This is a genomic window from Pseudovibrio sp. Ad13 (assembly GCF_001623225.1).
Taxonomy (GTDB): Bacteria; Pseudomonadota; Alphaproteobacteria; order Rhizobiales; family Stappiaceae; genus Pseudovibrio.
In genome coordinates, this window is record NZ_LMCC01000005.1 from 471,165 (window position 1) to 486,028 (window position 14,864).

General features: G+C 50.9%; 15 protein-coding genes. 10 read left to right on the forward strand and 5 right to left on the reverse strand.

From position 1 onward, the window contains the following. The first annotated feature begins 6 nt into the window (after positions 1-6). A complete protein-coding gene (locus PsAD13_RS08960; protein ID WP_208986501.1) occupies positions 7-2,142 on the forward strand; it encodes a glycosyltransferase in 2,136 nt (711 codons plus the stop codon). A gap of 19 nt (positions 2,143-2,161) precedes the next feature. On the opposite strand, the gene PsAD13_RS08965 is transcribed toward PsAD13_RS08960, so the two are convergent. Next, entirely contained in the window at positions 2,162-2,605 is a 444-nt protein-coding gene (locus PsAD13_RS08965; protein ID WP_063317913.1) for a DUF1810 domain-containing protein, read from the reverse strand. 267 nt (positions 2,606-2,872) lie between these two features. Between PsAD13_RS08965 and PsAD13_RS08970 the strand changes: the two genes are divergently transcribed. The 4 genes from PsAD13_RS08970 to apaG all read left to right on the forward strand — a co-directional run bounded on the left by PsAD13_RS08970 (position 2,873) and on the right by apaG (position 6,333). Then, positions 2,873-3,691 carry an ion transporter gene (locus tag PsAD13_RS08970; RefSeq protein ID WP_063287447.1) on the forward strand — a complete coding sequence of 273 codons (819 nt, stop codon included), beginning with the start codon at positions 2,873-2,875 and terminating at the stop codon, positions 3,689-3,691. 560 nt (positions 3,692-4,251) lie between these two features. After that, on the forward strand, positions 4,252-5,052 hold the full coding sequence (locus tag PsAD13_RS08975) for an ion transporter (protein WP_063287308.1): 801 nt from the start codon (positions 4,252-4,254) through the stop codon (positions 5,050-5,052). Positions 5,053-5,205: 153 nt separating this feature from the next. Next, positions 5,206-5,832, forward strand: a complete 627-nt coding sequence (locus tag PsAD13_RS08980) for a CDP-alcohol phosphatidyltransferase family protein (RefSeq protein ID WP_063317914.1) — start codon at positions 5,206-5,208, stop codon at positions 5,830-5,832. Between the two features lie 108 nt (positions 5,833-5,940). Continuing rightward, positions 5,941-6,333, forward strand: a complete 393-nt coding sequence (gene apaG / locus PsAD13_RS08985) for a Co2+/Mg2+ efflux protein ApaG (protein WP_063317969.1) — start codon at positions 5,941-5,943, stop codon at positions 6,331-6,333. 78 nt (positions 6,334-6,411) lie between these two features. Here apaG and PsAD13_RS08990 read toward each other — a convergent pair whose 3' ends face one another. Continuing rightward, positions 6,412-6,825: a tellurite resistance TerB family protein gene (locus tag PsAD13_RS08990; protein ID WP_057465028.1), complete on the reverse strand. Its 414-nt coding sequence runs from the start codon at positions 6,823-6,825 to the stop codon at positions 6,412-6,414. A 266-nt stretch (positions 6,826-7,091) separates the two neighbouring features. On the opposite strand from PsAD13_RS08990, the gene PsAD13_RS08995 reads away from it, so the two are divergent. Both PsAD13_RS08995 and PsAD13_RS09000 read left to right on the forward strand, forming a co-directional pair. Further along, positions 7,092-8,753: a lysine--tRNA ligase gene (locus tag PsAD13_RS08995; RefSeq protein ID WP_063317915.1), complete on the forward strand. Its 1,662-nt coding sequence runs from the start codon at positions 7,092-7,094 to the stop codon at positions 8,751-8,753. Between the two features lie 34 nt (positions 8,754-8,787). Then, positions 8,788-9,564, forward strand: a complete 777-nt coding sequence (locus PsAD13_RS09000) for an SGNH/GDSL hydrolase family protein (RefSeq protein ID WP_084404671.1) — start codon at positions 8,788-8,790, stop codon at positions 9,562-9,564. Here the strand turns inward: PsAD13_RS09000 and PsAD13_RS09005 are convergent. The 3 genes from PsAD13_RS09005 to PsAD13_RS09015 are packed head-to-tail and all read right to left on the reverse strand — an operon-like array spanning position 9,502 to position 12,264. Continuing rightward, on the reverse strand, positions 9,502-10,671 hold the full coding sequence (locus PsAD13_RS09005) for a calcium:proton antiporter (protein WP_063317917.1): 1,170 nt from the start codon (positions 10,669-10,671) through the stop codon (positions 9,502-9,504). The two genes, PsAD13_RS09000 and PsAD13_RS09005, sit on opposite strands and share 63 nt — an antisense overlap. A gap of 36 nt (positions 10,672-10,707) precedes the next feature. Then, positions 10,708-11,604, reverse strand: coding sequence for a thermonuclease family protein (locus tag PsAD13_RS09010; RefSeq protein WP_063317918.1), 897 nt, complete (start codon positions 11,602-11,604; stop codon positions 10,708-10,710). 15 nt (positions 11,605-11,619) lie between these two features. Further along, complete coding sequence (locus PsAD13_RS09015) at positions 11,620-12,264, reverse strand: helix-turn-helix transcriptional regulator (RefSeq protein WP_063317970.1); 645 nt, start codon at positions 12,262-12,264, stop codon at positions 11,620-11,622. Between the two features lie 212 nt (positions 12,265-12,476). On the opposite strand from PsAD13_RS09015, the gene PsAD13_RS09020 reads away from it, so the two are divergent. From PsAD13_RS09020 to wrbA, 3 genes are all read left to right on the forward strand, one after another. Further along, on the forward strand, positions 12,477-12,818 hold the full coding sequence (locus PsAD13_RS09020) for a DUF952 domain-containing protein (protein WP_063317919.1): 342 nt from the start codon (positions 12,477-12,479) through the stop codon (positions 12,816-12,818). Beyond that, entirely contained in the window at positions 12,819-13,925 is a 1,107-nt protein-coding gene (locus PsAD13_RS09025; RefSeq protein WP_063317920.1) for a quinone-dependent dihydroorotate dehydrogenase, read from the forward strand. A 214-nt stretch (positions 13,926-14,139) separates the two neighbouring features. Further along, a complete protein-coding gene (wrbA, locus tag PsAD13_RS09030; RefSeq protein WP_063295633.1) occupies positions 14,140-14,739 on the forward strand; it encodes an NAD(P)H:quinone oxidoreductase in 600 nt (199 codons plus the stop codon). The last annotated feature ends 125 nt before the right edge of the window (positions 14,740-14,864 follow it).

The following is a 14,864-nucleotide window of genomic DNA, read 5'->3' on the forward strand; positions in this document are numbered from 1 at the left end:
TACTAAGTGAATGTCTGCGTAAGTGGAAGACCTGTCACCGAAGATGAGCCTCCTAGATTAACAGGGAGAGATCAGGAATATCGCGAGATATCAGCAGCTAACGGGCTGCCATTTTCTGTGCGTCAGGCGAACACTTTGCGCTCTTTAGCTCTATCGATTGGTCGCATTGAAAGCGCACGTTCCGTTGAAGCGGGACAAGCGCTGCGAAGCCGTATGACAGCGATTACCCCCCTGGAGCAGTCCATTGATGATCCTTCTCCTCGGGAAAGGGCTGGACCTCTCATAAAAAATGTCTCCAAGCGTTCACTTGAAGGCCGATATGTTCCTGAATTTGTGCGTCTGAAGAACGCGCTGGAACGGGAAGTGCTGCTACAATGCAATTGCTCTGATGCCTTGATAGACTTCGCAAAATCGAGGATCTCGGTGGAAGACAAGTGCATCAGCAATTACCTGATTGAACAAGGGTTTCTGGATGCCTCAGTGTTCTACTGGGGAATTTCCGGCAAAATGAACATTCGCTATGCATCTGATGGCAGCCTGTCAGCCATTGCTCCAATCGATGAAAAGTTAAAGCCGTTTGAGACTGAAGGAATATTGTTTGTCCCGGCACTAGACCTCAACCAAAAGGTCGTTTTCGCGGCAGCCCCACTTGGTCACCAGCTAGAGGCTTTTGAGCGGGCTCTTGGATATTTCGATGAAGCCACGAGCAAGATTGTGGTCGTGACACCGCAGTACCAAAAGGCGTTGACTGTAACGACGGCCAGTGCCAATGCCTTGGCACAAGACGATGTTTCAATGTCGGCAGTGTATCGCTTTTTGCCTTCACAACGAAAGCTACTGACAGTCTCCCCAATCATCTTTCTGGGTGCAGCTGGCTTCGCGTTTGATGCATTTTTATGGGGCCTTTTTATCCTGCTGACCTTGTCACTCGGTGTCACAGGGTTGCTTCGCCTTGCATCCTTTTTCACCTACTCTGATCGACAAGAGTTTACGGTCCCAAAGCTGGATAAATGGCCGCACTACACAGTCCTTGTCCCTCTTTACATGGAGTCGGCAATCTGTCGCCAGCTGGTCGATGAGTTGGATGCGTTGGATTACCCGAAAGACGCGCTCGATGTGATCTTTCTAGTCGAGCAGGATGATGAGCTGACACAGAAAAATCTCCGCAAACTGCTAAAGAAATCAATGCGGATGATCATCCTGCCTCCCGGAAAACCTCAGACCAAACCCCGTGCACTGTCCGTTGGTCTTGCCGCGACAAAAGGTGAGTTCGTAACGGTTTTTGACGCTGAGGACAGGCCCGAGCCACAGCAATTGAAAAAAGCTATCTGCCAGTTCGCTCTTGAGGGCCATGATGTCGCTTGCTTACAAGCCGCATTATCCATCGACCATGCAGAAGAAAGCTGGCTGGTCCGCCAGTTTGCTTTTGAATATGCGGCACTCTTCGATGTCTTCCTGCCATTTCTGTCTCGCAAAAACCTTCTGCTGCCTCTGGGAGGGACATCCAACCACTTCCGAGTCAGCGCATTGCGGAAAGTTGGCGGGTGGGATCCATTTAACGTGACAGAAGATGCAGATCTGGCAGTCAGATTTGCGCGGCAAGGATTTAAGACACGCACCCTAAACAGCTCCACTTTTGAGGAAGCACCGCTTACGCTCAAAGCATGGCTCCATCAACGCACGCGTTGGCATAAAGGGTGGATACAAACGCTGGCTGTTCATCTGCGCAATCCAAGGTTGGCTTACAAGCAGCTCGGCCTGAAAAACTTTGCCTTGCTGCTCCTAACATTCTTTGGCGGCATGCTGTGTCTATGGGCTGCACCATGGACAGTTTGGATGTTTGGAAAGCTTACTTTGAACATTTACAGTACCGGACTGCAGGCATTTGATGCCTTCAGCATCTATGCCATGTTTTGTTTTCTCTTTGGTCTCGGTGGCACTGTTGTCACGGTCCTGCAAGGTAGTGCAAAGCGTGGCTTTCGGGCACGCACCTGGGAGATTGCAAGCATTCCATTCTATTGGGTTCTTGGCTGCATTGCCTCTTACAAAGCGCTTATTGAATTTGCCATAAAACCGCATTACTGGCGAAAAACAGAGCATGGCATTGTGCGTCATCGGGGAGAACGAAAGAACGCCCAATAGTGATAGGACTGCAGAGAAACTAGGCGTTCCAAGGCAACCCGAGAGCGTCTATCGTGAGACTGCACGGGTGCCCGTTATAGAGCTGATCGAGTAACTGATGAAACACTGTTGGATCATCAGCAACATATGCAAAAAGGGTTGCACAGCTGCGCACCTTCAAGCTGTCTATTTCGCCAAGGATTTGCTTGGAAGTGAGATCGGTATGCTTGAGAAGTAATCCGCAGCAGCCACGTAATCGTGCGGCCAGCAGAGGATAGGCAAGATATCGCTGAGCTTCTTCAAGATTTGCAATGCCAAAGAAATGCGCGGTTGAGGAACGGCCCAGTTCACGTAACTGAGGAAAGATAAACCAGATCCAATGTGAGGTCTTCCGGCCTTGCGAGAGCTCCTGCACCACTTCTGAGAAACCCGGGTCCTGCGCAATTACAAACCGGGTTATGTCATCCTTGGTCGTTTTTATCATTTGATACTCGCTCTCAGGTCACCATCGTTGCAGTTATCTTCCGCCAATCGGCGTTTCATATTGTTTCTCAAACTCGGAGGTCAGAAACAGAAAAGTCCTGGTGGAATTTTAGAGTCGTCTAAGAGTGAAGTATATTTTTAGACCCAAGCATAATGAACTGTTCTCTTTCCTGATGTTTTTCTCAGTTCGTTATTGAAGAAACATAAAAACAACTGGTTTCAGAGTTTAAATCGTCATTCCCTAACGTAATGTCTGGACATGTGGACGATGCGAAAAAAACTTCGTGCGATCATTGAAAGTAAGGCTTGGGAATACACGATCATATCTATCATCGCCCTAAATGCGATAACTTTAGGGGTTGAAACCAGCCAGACTGTTCAACAACATTACGGCCCAATACTCCGCACATTGGACGATATCGTAGTCGGCATATACGTGATTGAGATTTCTCTTCGCGTGTTTGCATATGGCTTCCGCTTTTTCCGAGGAGCCTGGAATCTCTTCGACTTCTTTATCGTAAGCATTGCGCTTATTCCGGCCACTGGCCCGGCAGCCATACTGCGGTCACTGAGAATCCTTCGTGTTCTGCGGCTCATCTCGGTCGTCCCATCGCTGAGGCGCGTGATCGGAGGGCTGGTCTTGGCATTGCCAGGGATGGGCTCAATCATGTTACTTCTCTCTCTGGTCTACTATGTGTTCTCTGTCATGGCGACACAGCTCTATGGCGAGACCTTCCCTGAATGGTTTGGAACGATCGGCGCTTCCGCTTATTCTCTGTTCCAGATTATGACGCTGGAAGGGTGGAGTGATGCAATCGTCCGTCCAGTCATGGATGTCTATCCGAATGCCTGGTTGTTCTTCATACCGTTCATTCTGACCACCGCACTAACAGTCCTGAACTTGTTCATCGGCGTCATTGTTGCAGCAATGGAGGAAGAGCATGAGAGGGATGTGGAAGAGCATCACCATTATGTGCGAATGGAAGCAAATGCGATCATGAAAGAGCTCAGGACTTTGCGGCAAGATGTTGCGAAACTGAGACGCAATCGTAAGGCCCCTCAAAAGAAAACAGCAGAGTTGACCTAGAGAGCACTATCAGATCGTGGACGACAGTCTTTGTGCAGCATGGAGGCAACCTCAGTGCACCAACACCAGCACTTGGTGCGCAGTCCTTCAGAAGGCGTCTCTGCCGCTTCTCAAAATAGCCTAGGTTGTATCTGCCAATAGGCATACAGAGTTTTATGAGTTGCAGAGAGTGCCAGAAGCAACATCATCCATGTACCAAACCGGCGTGAGGAGAGGGGGAAGCTGCAATTGCAGGCTTCAAGCCGGATGCGTTTGACAGGTGTTAATCTCAGCCTCTTAATTCTTCAGGTCATACATTCAGGAGATTTCGGCTCTGATGTTGAGCGAGACCCGCGATTTCTACAAAATTTATGCAATTTTTTGTTAGCTCTTGTGGAAATGATCAAGCCTATGAAAACTATAAGTTAATTTTGGTAGTGTTGTTTTGACTTTACTACCTGAAGTTCTTGGCGATTTCTTCATCTATACCAGTCAATATTTTGCTGGCCCCTTTCAACTTGAAACCATCAGATAATTACTTAGGGTGGGCCCAAATTCGAAATGTGAGGTCAAGTGTCGAAATGCGGGCGAAGTTGCGATCCATCATTGAAAGCCGCCAATGGGAATTCACAATCATAAGTATAATCGCGTTGAACGCTGTTGTCCTTGGCTTGGATACAAGCCAGATGCTTATTGCCAAGTACGGCCCCATACTACGCTTTCTTGATGAGTTGATCCTTGTAATTTTTGTTGTTGAACTGACACTGCGTATCATCGCGTTTGGTCCGGGTTTCTTTAAGGGGCCATGGAACCTCTTCGATTTCTTCATCATCACGATTGCAGTCATTCCGGCAACCGGCCCGGCAACCATTCTGCGATCACTCAGGATCCTGAGGATTTTGAGGCTTATTTCGGTTGTCCCGTCTCTGCGAAGTGTCATTGGTGGGTTGATCCTCGCACTTCCGGGCATGGGCTCAATCGTCCTGCTCATGGCTCTTGTCTTTTATGTCTTCTCCGTAATGGCCACGCGCTTGTATGGCTTGGTGTTTCCCGAATGGTTCGGCTCAATTGGAGCATCTGCCTACTCGTTGTTCCAGATCATGACACTGGAAAGCTGGAGTATGGGGATCGTTCGGCCAGTTATGGAGGTCTTTCCCAATGCATGGCTGTTCTTCATTCCCTTCATATTGTGCACCGCTTTCACCGTCCTGAACTTGTTTATCGGTATAATCGTTGCAGCAATGCAGCAGGAGCACGATAAGGATATTGAGCAAGATCGTATCAACGTGCATGAAGAGACCAAGGTTGTCTTGAGTGAACTAAAAGACCTGAAACTTGATCTGATGGTTGAGCTGGAAAAATTGCGGAAAAACCGCGAATAAAATTATCCGTCGGCAGAACTACTTACGCTGAAGATCATGATCAAGTTCTGATGAAGTAATCTTGATCACCGCGCGTGTGGATTGCGAGCGGGCTGTTATAGGCACCTTGGAAAAAAAGCCCTAAGACGAAAAGCATATCTGATAGGATACGATATGTTTGATGCAAAACTCCGCGGCTATATAGACCCACCTCTCAATAGAATGGGAAAAGCGCTGGCAGATCTGGGGATTACTGCAAATGCAGTGACCTTGGTCGGGCTTGGGTTTAGCCTTGCTGCGGGGGCGGCAGTGGCCGCTGGGCAATTTAACACAGCTCTGCTGTTTATCCTGCTCAATCGCTTTGCAGACGGGTTGGATGGTGCCATCGCCAGAGCGGCGGGGTCCACACATCTCGGGGGGTTTTACGACATCACATTCGACTTCATCTTCTACGGTGCAATCCCACTGGCCTTTGCCTTCGTTGCGCCTGAGCAGAACGCTTTGGCCGCAGCTGCCCTACTTTTCAGCTTTTACATTAACGGTTCCACATTCCTTGCATTTGCAACGCTGGCACAGAAGTTGGGCATGCAAACCTCATTGCGAGGCAAGAAGTCCTTCTATTATCTGGGAGGGCTCGCTGAAGGCTTTGAAACCATTGGTGTCTTCGTCGCATTTTGCTTGTTCCCCACTTACTTCTCATGGGTTGCGTGGACTTTTGCTGCGATCTGCACACTTTCGGCCATTTCTCGCGTTTTTATGGTTCGACATATGGTTTTGAACCACCCAGATCCTTCGGTGTGAGATCGCTGCTCTTGCGAAGATCGGGGTGAAAAGGCTAGACTTATTAAAAATAGGATGCGTACTGCTGTTGTATTTGCAGTGGAATTTTCCTTAGAAATGGGTTGTGCTATGTATCGTGCCGTTACCCGAAATATACAGATCACTGTCGAAGCGTATTATCTTGCTGAGGAGTCCACTCCCGAAGATGAGCAGTTCTTCTGGGCCTATACGGTCTCAATTGAGAACCTGAGTTCTGATACTATCCAACTGCGGTCTCGCCACTGGCATATCATCGACGCCAACGGCAACACGCAGGAAGTCAACGGGGCAGGTGTGGTTGGTGAAGAGCCAGTCATCGAACCCGGTGGGTCGTTTCAGTACACCTCAGGCTGTCCACTCAATACTCCTTCAGGCATCATGACGGGCAATTACCGTATGCAAACTGAAAAGGGGGAGTCCTTTGCGGTGAAAATTCCAGCTTTCTCGCTGGATCTGCCGGATATGGTCAAGACCGTGCATTAACAGCTGCAAACAATATCTTGCAGCGCAAAGAGCAGGATTGCGGGCAGTCGTGCTGCCCGCCAATCAGATTGAACTGAGTTATTGTGTGCGGAAGCGGGCCTGAGCGCCGCGCTCAATCGCTGCGATCGTCAGCTTGTCCAGCTTCAGGTGGTCACGCAGCAACTGCAACATACGCACTTCTTCAGGGCTTACCCGCAAGTCTGCCGCGGCAATCTCCACACCAAGAGCATAAGCCGTGTCATGCAATTTGGTTGGCAATGACTCTGCCACAAGCGCCAGTGTTGCGTTCATGCCGTTTTCACCGGAAAGACGCTCAGCGCACTGCTGGGTAATCTTGATCAGGTTATTGTCGTCAAAATCTTTGAAGACAGGGAGAATGCCCACAATATCGCCAAGCTGGCGAAGCTCTGCATCGCTCATCGCGCTGTCTGCGGCGGAAACCATCACCATCACATGAATGAGAGCTTCTTCTACGCTCAGTAATCTTTCTATTGTACCCATATCTCCCCAAAGCGAAAAGCTTTGCCTCTTGGTTTGCTTTAGTTTTTCGCTCTGCCAAATTGTCTGGCGGCGGCTAATGACTGCAAAGGTAAGGGGGCTTCCGGCCTCATACAAGGGGGTAGAGCCGAAAACCCGAGAACTGTCATTGACGCGGGCGCTAGTTTTACATAAGTTCGCGCAGCTTTCCGGCATTAAATCCTGCTGAAGAAAGCGAAACTCAGTTACAATTTAATCTCCAAATACGGATCTCAAAATCCATGTCTATGAACAGTTTGCCTCAACTCGATCTCAGCCCAGAACTTATCGAGGCGGCACAGGTATCTAAAGCCTGGCCGTTTGAAGAAGCACGCAAACTGGTCAAACGGTTGGAGAAGAAACCCAAGACCGGGCCGGTCTTGTTCGAGACCGGCTATGGTCCATCTGGTCTGCCGCACATGGGCACCTTTGGCGAAGTTGCACGCACCACCATGGTGCGCACCGCTTTTCGTGTGCTCACAGAAGACAAGATCCCGACCAAGCTGATCTGTTTTTCAGATGATATGGACGGCTTTCGCAAAGTGCCAACCAACGTGCCTAATCAGGAGATGATGGCGTCATTTCTTGGCAAGCCACTGACCAGCGTGCCGGATCCATTCTCCAACGAATACCCAAGCTTTGCAGCGGCCAACAACGCAAAACTCATGGCGTTTCTGGATAAGTTCGGCTTTGAGTATGACTTTGTGTCGTCCACCGACTACTACAAGTCTGGTGTGTTCGATAAAGCGCTCCTGCGCATGCTGGAAGTCTACGACAAGATCATGGCGATCATTCTTCCAACATTGGGTGAAGAGCGTCAGGCCACATACTCTCCATTTCTTCCGCTTTGCCCGCGCACAGGTATTGTGCTGCAGGTGCCAATGGTAGATCGCAATGTCGAAAAAGGCACTGTGACTTACATTGACCCTGAGACTGAAGAGCGTGTTGAAGTTCTGGTGACAGGCGGCAACGTCAAATGTCAGTGGAAAGCTGACTGGGCGCTGCGTTGGTACGCTCTGGGTATCGACTATGAAATGGCTGGTAAGGATCTGATCGACAGTGTGAACCTGTCTGGCAAGATCTGTAAGGCTCTGGGCGGTCCGGCTCCGGAAGGCTTCAACTACGAGCTCTTCCTGGACGACAAAGGCCAGAAAATCTCCAAGTCCAAAGGCAACGGCCTGACCATGGAAGAGTGGCTCCAGTACGCCAATCAGGAAAGCCTGTCCCTGTTCAACTTCCAGAAGCCGAAAACTGCAAAGAAGCTGTATTTTGACGTCATCCCGAAAGCGGTTGATGAGTACTGCACCTTCCTGTCCAAGTTCGACAACATGGATGCAGCGCAGAAGCTGATGAACCCGGTCTGGCACATCCACTACGGCACACCGCCGAAAGAAGAGATGCCGATCTCCTTCGCAATGCTGCTCAACCTGGTGTCTGCATCTAACGCAGAGAACAAGGACGTGCTGTGGGCGTTCATCTCCCGCTACGCACCGGGCTCTTCTGCTGCAACACATAAGATGTTGGATGAGTTGGTTGGCTACGCCATCCGCTACTACGACGACTTCGTGAAACCAACGAAGCAGTTCAAAGCAGCAGATGAAGTTGAGACAGAAATGCTCACCAAGCTGGATGAAGTGCTTGCTGGCCTGCCAGCAGAGACTGACGGCGGCGATATCCAAAACGCAATTTACGACATTGGTCGTAATATTGAGCGTTACCAGAACACCGCAAAGCCGGGTCCAGATGGACGCCCTGGTGTCGCGCAGACCTTTTTCTCTGCGATTTATCAAGTACTTCTGGGGCAGGAGAAAGGTCCACGCTTTGGTTCCTTTATCGCCCTCTACGGTATTCCGGAAACTCGTAGTTTGATTGCAAAAGCACTTGCAGGAGAGCTTGCAGCGTGATGAATTAGCCCCCTCAAACGAGGGGGCTTTTTTAATGTCTTTTCCTAGCTGGCTAACTTGGGCGCTTTTACCCGTCTACATTTTCGAAGGCTTACGTGCCCGTGCTAATTCCCTAAGGCTGTCACCAGCACCAGGACCGCAATTTGGTGCGGTTCCCGGTCAGGGCCAGTTGATCAACCTACTTGTTGTTGGTGATTCCTCCGTTGCCGGAGTGGGGCTGGACCACACGACAAATGGCTTGACCTGCAAGATGGCTCACAAAATGGCAGAGGTATCCGGACGGCCTGTTAAATGGCGGGCTGCTGGCAACAACTCTGCAACCTCCAGCCAAATCCGTGATGTGGTCGTCCCCAATCTGCCGCACGCCGATTACACACACATTTACATCAGTATCGGTTTCAATGACCTGAAGAACTTCCGTTCTGGCAAAGCCTGGAAGAAAGGGTTCGGCGAGCTGATTTATGCATTGCGTAGTAAGTACCCTCATGCTCGGATTTACTGGTCCAACCTCATGTCACCAATGAACGTGCCCGCGCTCTCGTGGGGATTAGGCGCTGTTCTGGAACCTCGCCGACAGATGATCAATCGTGTCGGTACGCAGCTGTGCCATGAACGCGGTGCCATTGCTATCTCCGTCACTCCGGGGATCATGGCTGAGGGCTTCTGCAAGGACGGAATCCACGCAGCGCCGATTGGTAATCAGCACTGGGTGGATCATGTGATCAACGAGTTGGTTGAGCGTGATCTGCTAGGGCTGGAAGATCAGAATGAAGTAGAAGATAAACAACACCAGATGGACAGCGCCCTGTAGGGCGTTCGTTCGGCTGCCGGTAAACGTGATCATACTCAAAATGAGTGTCAGGAGGAGCAGGATCATGTCCGTATCCTTCACACCCAGCACAATGTGAATGTCAAAGATCCCGGCTGCGATTAGAACAGCCGGGACTGTCAAACCGATGGTCGCCAGAGCTGATCCAAGACAGATGTTCACGGAGCGTTGTAACCTGTTTGAGAGCGCCGCACGGAAGCTGCCCAAGCCTTCAGGAGTAAGAACCAGAAGCGCAACGAGAACACCACCAAACGCAGCAGGCATATGAAAGCTGGCAATGCCAAAGTCCACCAGCACCGCGAATTTTTTGGAAAGCAGAACAATCGGCAGCATGGTCAGGATCAGGAAGATCGCGTGATAGCTGGTTGAATAGATCTCCAGGTCATGATGATCATCATCATCGTGAGCATGCTTATCGTCTTCCGCTTCATCCTTCGCCATCAGGAAGGACAGAGCCACACCAGAGTGTGGTTTTGGCTGAATGAAGAAAGACTTATGCCGGATGCTCTGAGTGGCAAGGAAGATCGCATAGAGCAGACTGATCATCACCGCAAACGAGATCTGCTGTCCCGTCGAAAGGGAAGGGTCAGCTGTTGAGGTCGTATAGCGGGGAAGGATCAGAGAAAAAGTAGCGAGCGGAATAAGGACTGAAAGGAAAGAGCGGGCGCCCTGTGTGTTGAAAGGCTGTTCCCCGTACTTGAGCCCTCCCAGAAGCAGACTGATGCCCACCATGCCATTCAGCACGATATTGAGCACCGCCAGCATCGTATCCCGGGCCAGAGGCTCATTCGTCCCACCTGTCAGCATAATAGAAACGATCAGGGAGACCTCAATGCCGATCACCGAGAGCGTCAGGATCAGCGTTCCGTAAGGCTCACCAAGAATGACTGCCAGACAGTCTGCATGGCGCACCACGCCAAAGGCGCACCACAACATGACACCAAAAAGCCAGATGAAACAGAACATCTGCACAAAGAGAGCAGAGGTGGGCAATAAGAGATCCGCCCCAGCCAGAAAGAAGAAGGCTGTGGTTGCAGCACCTGCAAGAAAGCAGGCCTCTCGTTTAAGTGTATTCCAAAACCCTGACATTATGTTTTTATTCTCCAAGGCCCTGTAAAAAGTGAATTATTCGGTGGCGGACGTCTCTGCAGCCGTGCTGTTGCGTGGACGCCAGATTATTGCAGGCTCTCCTTCCATCACCAGTGGTGTGGTTGAGGTGCTGTCATCATCCAGCTCCTCCCAGGAGTTTACCAGTGTTGCGGTTTCATCTTCGCTCAGCTGAACCAGCTTGGAACGCCAGATGCCTTGCTCAGACCGCCGAGCCCGTGCCGCGATCTCTTTCAGTGAATCTGGGGCACCCCGTTCAGCCTTGGCCCAACCATTTTCAATCAGCCAAGTGGCAAGATCATGTTTGCCCACACTGCAGGAAGCAGCATATTCATCTGTTTGCACTGATTTCATATCTGAGCAGGTGACACGCTTCTGGCGGATAAAAGCACGCAAAGCCGTCCGTGCTCTGATACCGCACGGCCATCTTTCACCATCTTCACTGGGGCATGTTGTGCTGAGCGGTACAGGCTGAATGTGATGAAGGGATATTCTCTTCTTTTTATCACTTAGAGTTGCACCGTCAACGGCAACAGGGCGATACAGCACGAGTTCCTTCGGAGGAGGCTGCTTGGATTTGCGAGGCACTTTAACATGTGCAACGCGTTGGAGCTGCGTCGTTACAGGAGGAGGGGGCGTGCGACTGCCGCCAACATTACGAAGTGTTTGAGGATGCTTGGGCGGCGTCTTGGGAATTTTTGCCTCAGCTGCAACTCGGGCAGCTTCAAGCGCCGCCAGTTCCCGCTGCTTCTCTTCTGCTGTCGGCTTATGCTCAACAGGGAACGAAGAAGGGCGGTACAATGTGCGCGCATTCCCACGCAAGGCTGTCGCTGCATTGTACTCTGTCAGCGCATAAAACCCGGCGCCAAGAAGCAAAGCTCCAAAAAGAATACTTGTGGTCTTGGTAATCCGCATAAGCGCCCTGTTTGCTTATTGGCTCACCCATGAAACTCTTGCTGTCCAAACCAGATCTGCAACCTGAACCACCCTTGGCTTATCGTCAGGAGTGTCCCGTCGAAATTCAATGCGCTCGTTTGTTTGCCGTTGCAAAGCACCGCAATGAAGATCTCCGGACGTGGTTGCTATCAAAACATGATCATGCCGCCGCAAAGAAGCCTCGGGAGAGACGATGAGAATTTGTCCTTCCCTGTAGTATGGTTCAAAACTGTTACTCGAAACTTCAAGCGCGAAGAATTTCTCACTCTGAGAACTCGGAAAAATGAAGCTATCGCAGAATTTATCCAACTGAAAATCGGAAAGCTGCTGCGGATCAACCTCCCTCAACTCATCACTCGTGCACAGAAAAGCTGGAAAAGACCTGAAATGTGTACTTGAGATCTCTGTTTTATCTTGCAGCAAAGCGGCAAAGTCCGAGAAAGGCATCTGGGTGACTTCCAGCACCTTGGCAAGCGACTCCGTAGAAGGCCAACGCGGACGACCATCTGCAGCGAACCGCTTGGAAGGATTGAAAGAGGTCGGATCAAGCCCAGCTCTGCGCGCCAGTCCTGAAGGCGTCAGTTGATGCTGCGCAGCCAGCTTATCAAGTGCGGCCCAAAGGTGTTCGTGATCCAGCATATATCCTCCTGTAGCAGCACCGGCGTCACCTGAAACGAACGCAGATAAGATCAGAAAAACTAACTGCACCCGCATCTCAAAGAAATCTTGTATGTGGTGAATAAAATCCTATTGCAAGCTCTAGACGAAAGAGAGGGGTTGCCAGCCACTGATTTGTGGATGTAAGAGCATGACTTCAGTTGAGTAGACGTCTCTCCTGAAAGGCAAGTCCCATGTCCCTCATATTCAAGATCGCCCCCAAGGCGCTTTGGCAAGAAGCTGAAGCAGCCGGTTTCTTTGCGGGTGCACCGATCGATCTGGCCGATGGTTATATCCACTTTTCCAGCGCCGAGACCGTGAAAGAAACAGCAGCGCTGTACTTTGCGGGACAAACTGACTTGCTGCTGATTGCCGTTGAAAGCGAAGATTTCCCTGAAGAGCAGATGAAGTGGGAAGCCTCCCGGGGTGGAACGCTCTTCCCGCATCTGTATGGCAAGTTTCCTGCCTCTAAAGCTATATGGGTCAAACCTTTGCCATTGAATGCAAATGGTAATCACGAGTTTCCGGAGCTGTAAATGTCGATTGAAAACCTCATAAACAAAGTCGGTATCCGGGCACTGCATTGTCTGGACCCGGAGACCTCCCACAACGCAACCATCAAGATGCTGGCCTCAGGTCTGGCGCCGACATTCGGCCAGATCGAGGACAAAGCTCTCGAATACAAGTGGGGTGATCTGACTTTTAAGAACCCGGTGGGCATGGCAGCAGGCTTCGACAAAAATGCCGAAGCCATCGCGCCGCTGATGAAACTTGGCTTTGGTCACGTTGAAGTGGGAACGGTCACCCCTCTGCCACAGGAAGGTAATCCAAAGCCTAGGAATTTCCGCCTGAGTGCAGATAGCGCTGTTATCAATCGTTATGGGTTCAACAATGACGGCCACGATGTCGTCTACGAGCGCATCCGCAAAGCAGGCCGCACACCAGGAGTGCTCGGTATCAACGTTGGGGCCAACAAGCTTTCAGAGGATCGTGTTGCGGACTATGTTCTGGGTGTAAAGCGCTTTGCAGAACTGGCGGATTACCTGACGGCCAATATTTCCTCTCCCAACACACCCGGCCTGCGAGACTTGCAGGAGAAGGATGCACTGGGGCATCTGCTCACCGCCATTATGGAAGCGCGCAACGAGCAAGAAGACCGCCTGGGCCGTAAGGTGCCCGTCATGCTCAAAATCGCCCCAGACGTGACCGACGAGGCGCTCAAGGAAATCGCAGAAGTCGTCCTGACCAACAAGGTTGATGGCATGATTGTCTCCAACACCACCATCGCCCGTCCAGCCACGCTGAGGGACCAGCAGCAGGCCAAAGAAGCAGGCGGACTGTCAGGCGCACCACTGTTTGAACGTGCCACCATTGCATTGGCGAAAACCCGACGTGCAGTCGGTCCGGATCTGCAGCTCTTTGGTGTCGGCGGTGTAGATACGCCAGAAAAAGCCGCAGCAAAGATCTTTGCAGGCGCAAACCAGATACAGCTCTATTCCGGCATGGTTTATGAAGGACAAACGCTGGTGAAGAAGATCAACCACCATCTGTCCCGCCTCGTTGCTGCCCGCAAGGTTGCCAACTTGCAGGAACTTGTCGGCATCGACAATGACATCTGGGCCGATAAATCGCTGGAGAACTGAGGCTCACACCTATCGATAAATGAGGCCGGGCTTCGCAGGAAGTCTGGCCTTTTTCTCTGTGAGAACACCAGTCAAAGATATCCGCCGTCCACTGAGTGGCACGAAAATCTCTATAACTGTCAATATATAATGAACAGACATTCTATTTAATGTGATATTGTTCATTTATGTCGGTGCTTTACCTTCACTGTAAGAGCAACATGAAGGAAGACCCATGACCAAAGTTCTCGTTTTATATTATTCAAGCTACGGCCACATCGAAACCATGGCAGAGGCCATCCGTGAGGGGGCTGAAGATGTCGCCGGAACGACTGTGGTTGTAAAGCGCGTACCGGAACTTGTGCCGGAAGAAGTTGCTGTAAACGGTCACTTCAAGCTTGATCAACAGGCGCCGATTGCGCAGCCGGGTGAGCTGGCGGATTATGACGCCATCATTTTTGGTACCCCAACGCGCTTTGGCAATATGGCATCGCAGATGCGTAACTTTTTGGATCAAACCGGAGGGTTGTGGGCTGGTGGCAAGTTGATTGGTAAAGTCGGCTCGGTGTTCACATCCACCGGAACAGGCGGTGGTAACGAGACAACCATCACCAGCTTCTGGTCGACACTGGCGCACCACGGCATGATGATTGTTGGCCTGCCGTACTCAAGTCCGGAACTCTTCAATATCACTGAAGTGCGCGGTGGTTCCCCATATGGCGCCAGCACCATTGCTGGCCCGGATGGCTCTCGCCAGCCAAGTGAGGATGAGTTGAAACTGGCCCGTGACCAGGGGCGCCACGTCGCAACAATTGCAAGCAAACTCGCCAGCTAAAAGCAAGTGCCACGCCTGATCACATCAAGCAGCACGTTGCCTGCGTTGTGTGATCAGGCGCATCAACTCAACAAAACCTTCAAGGCTGCCAAGGCCTGCCTCATATATTTCATTAAGAGATCATT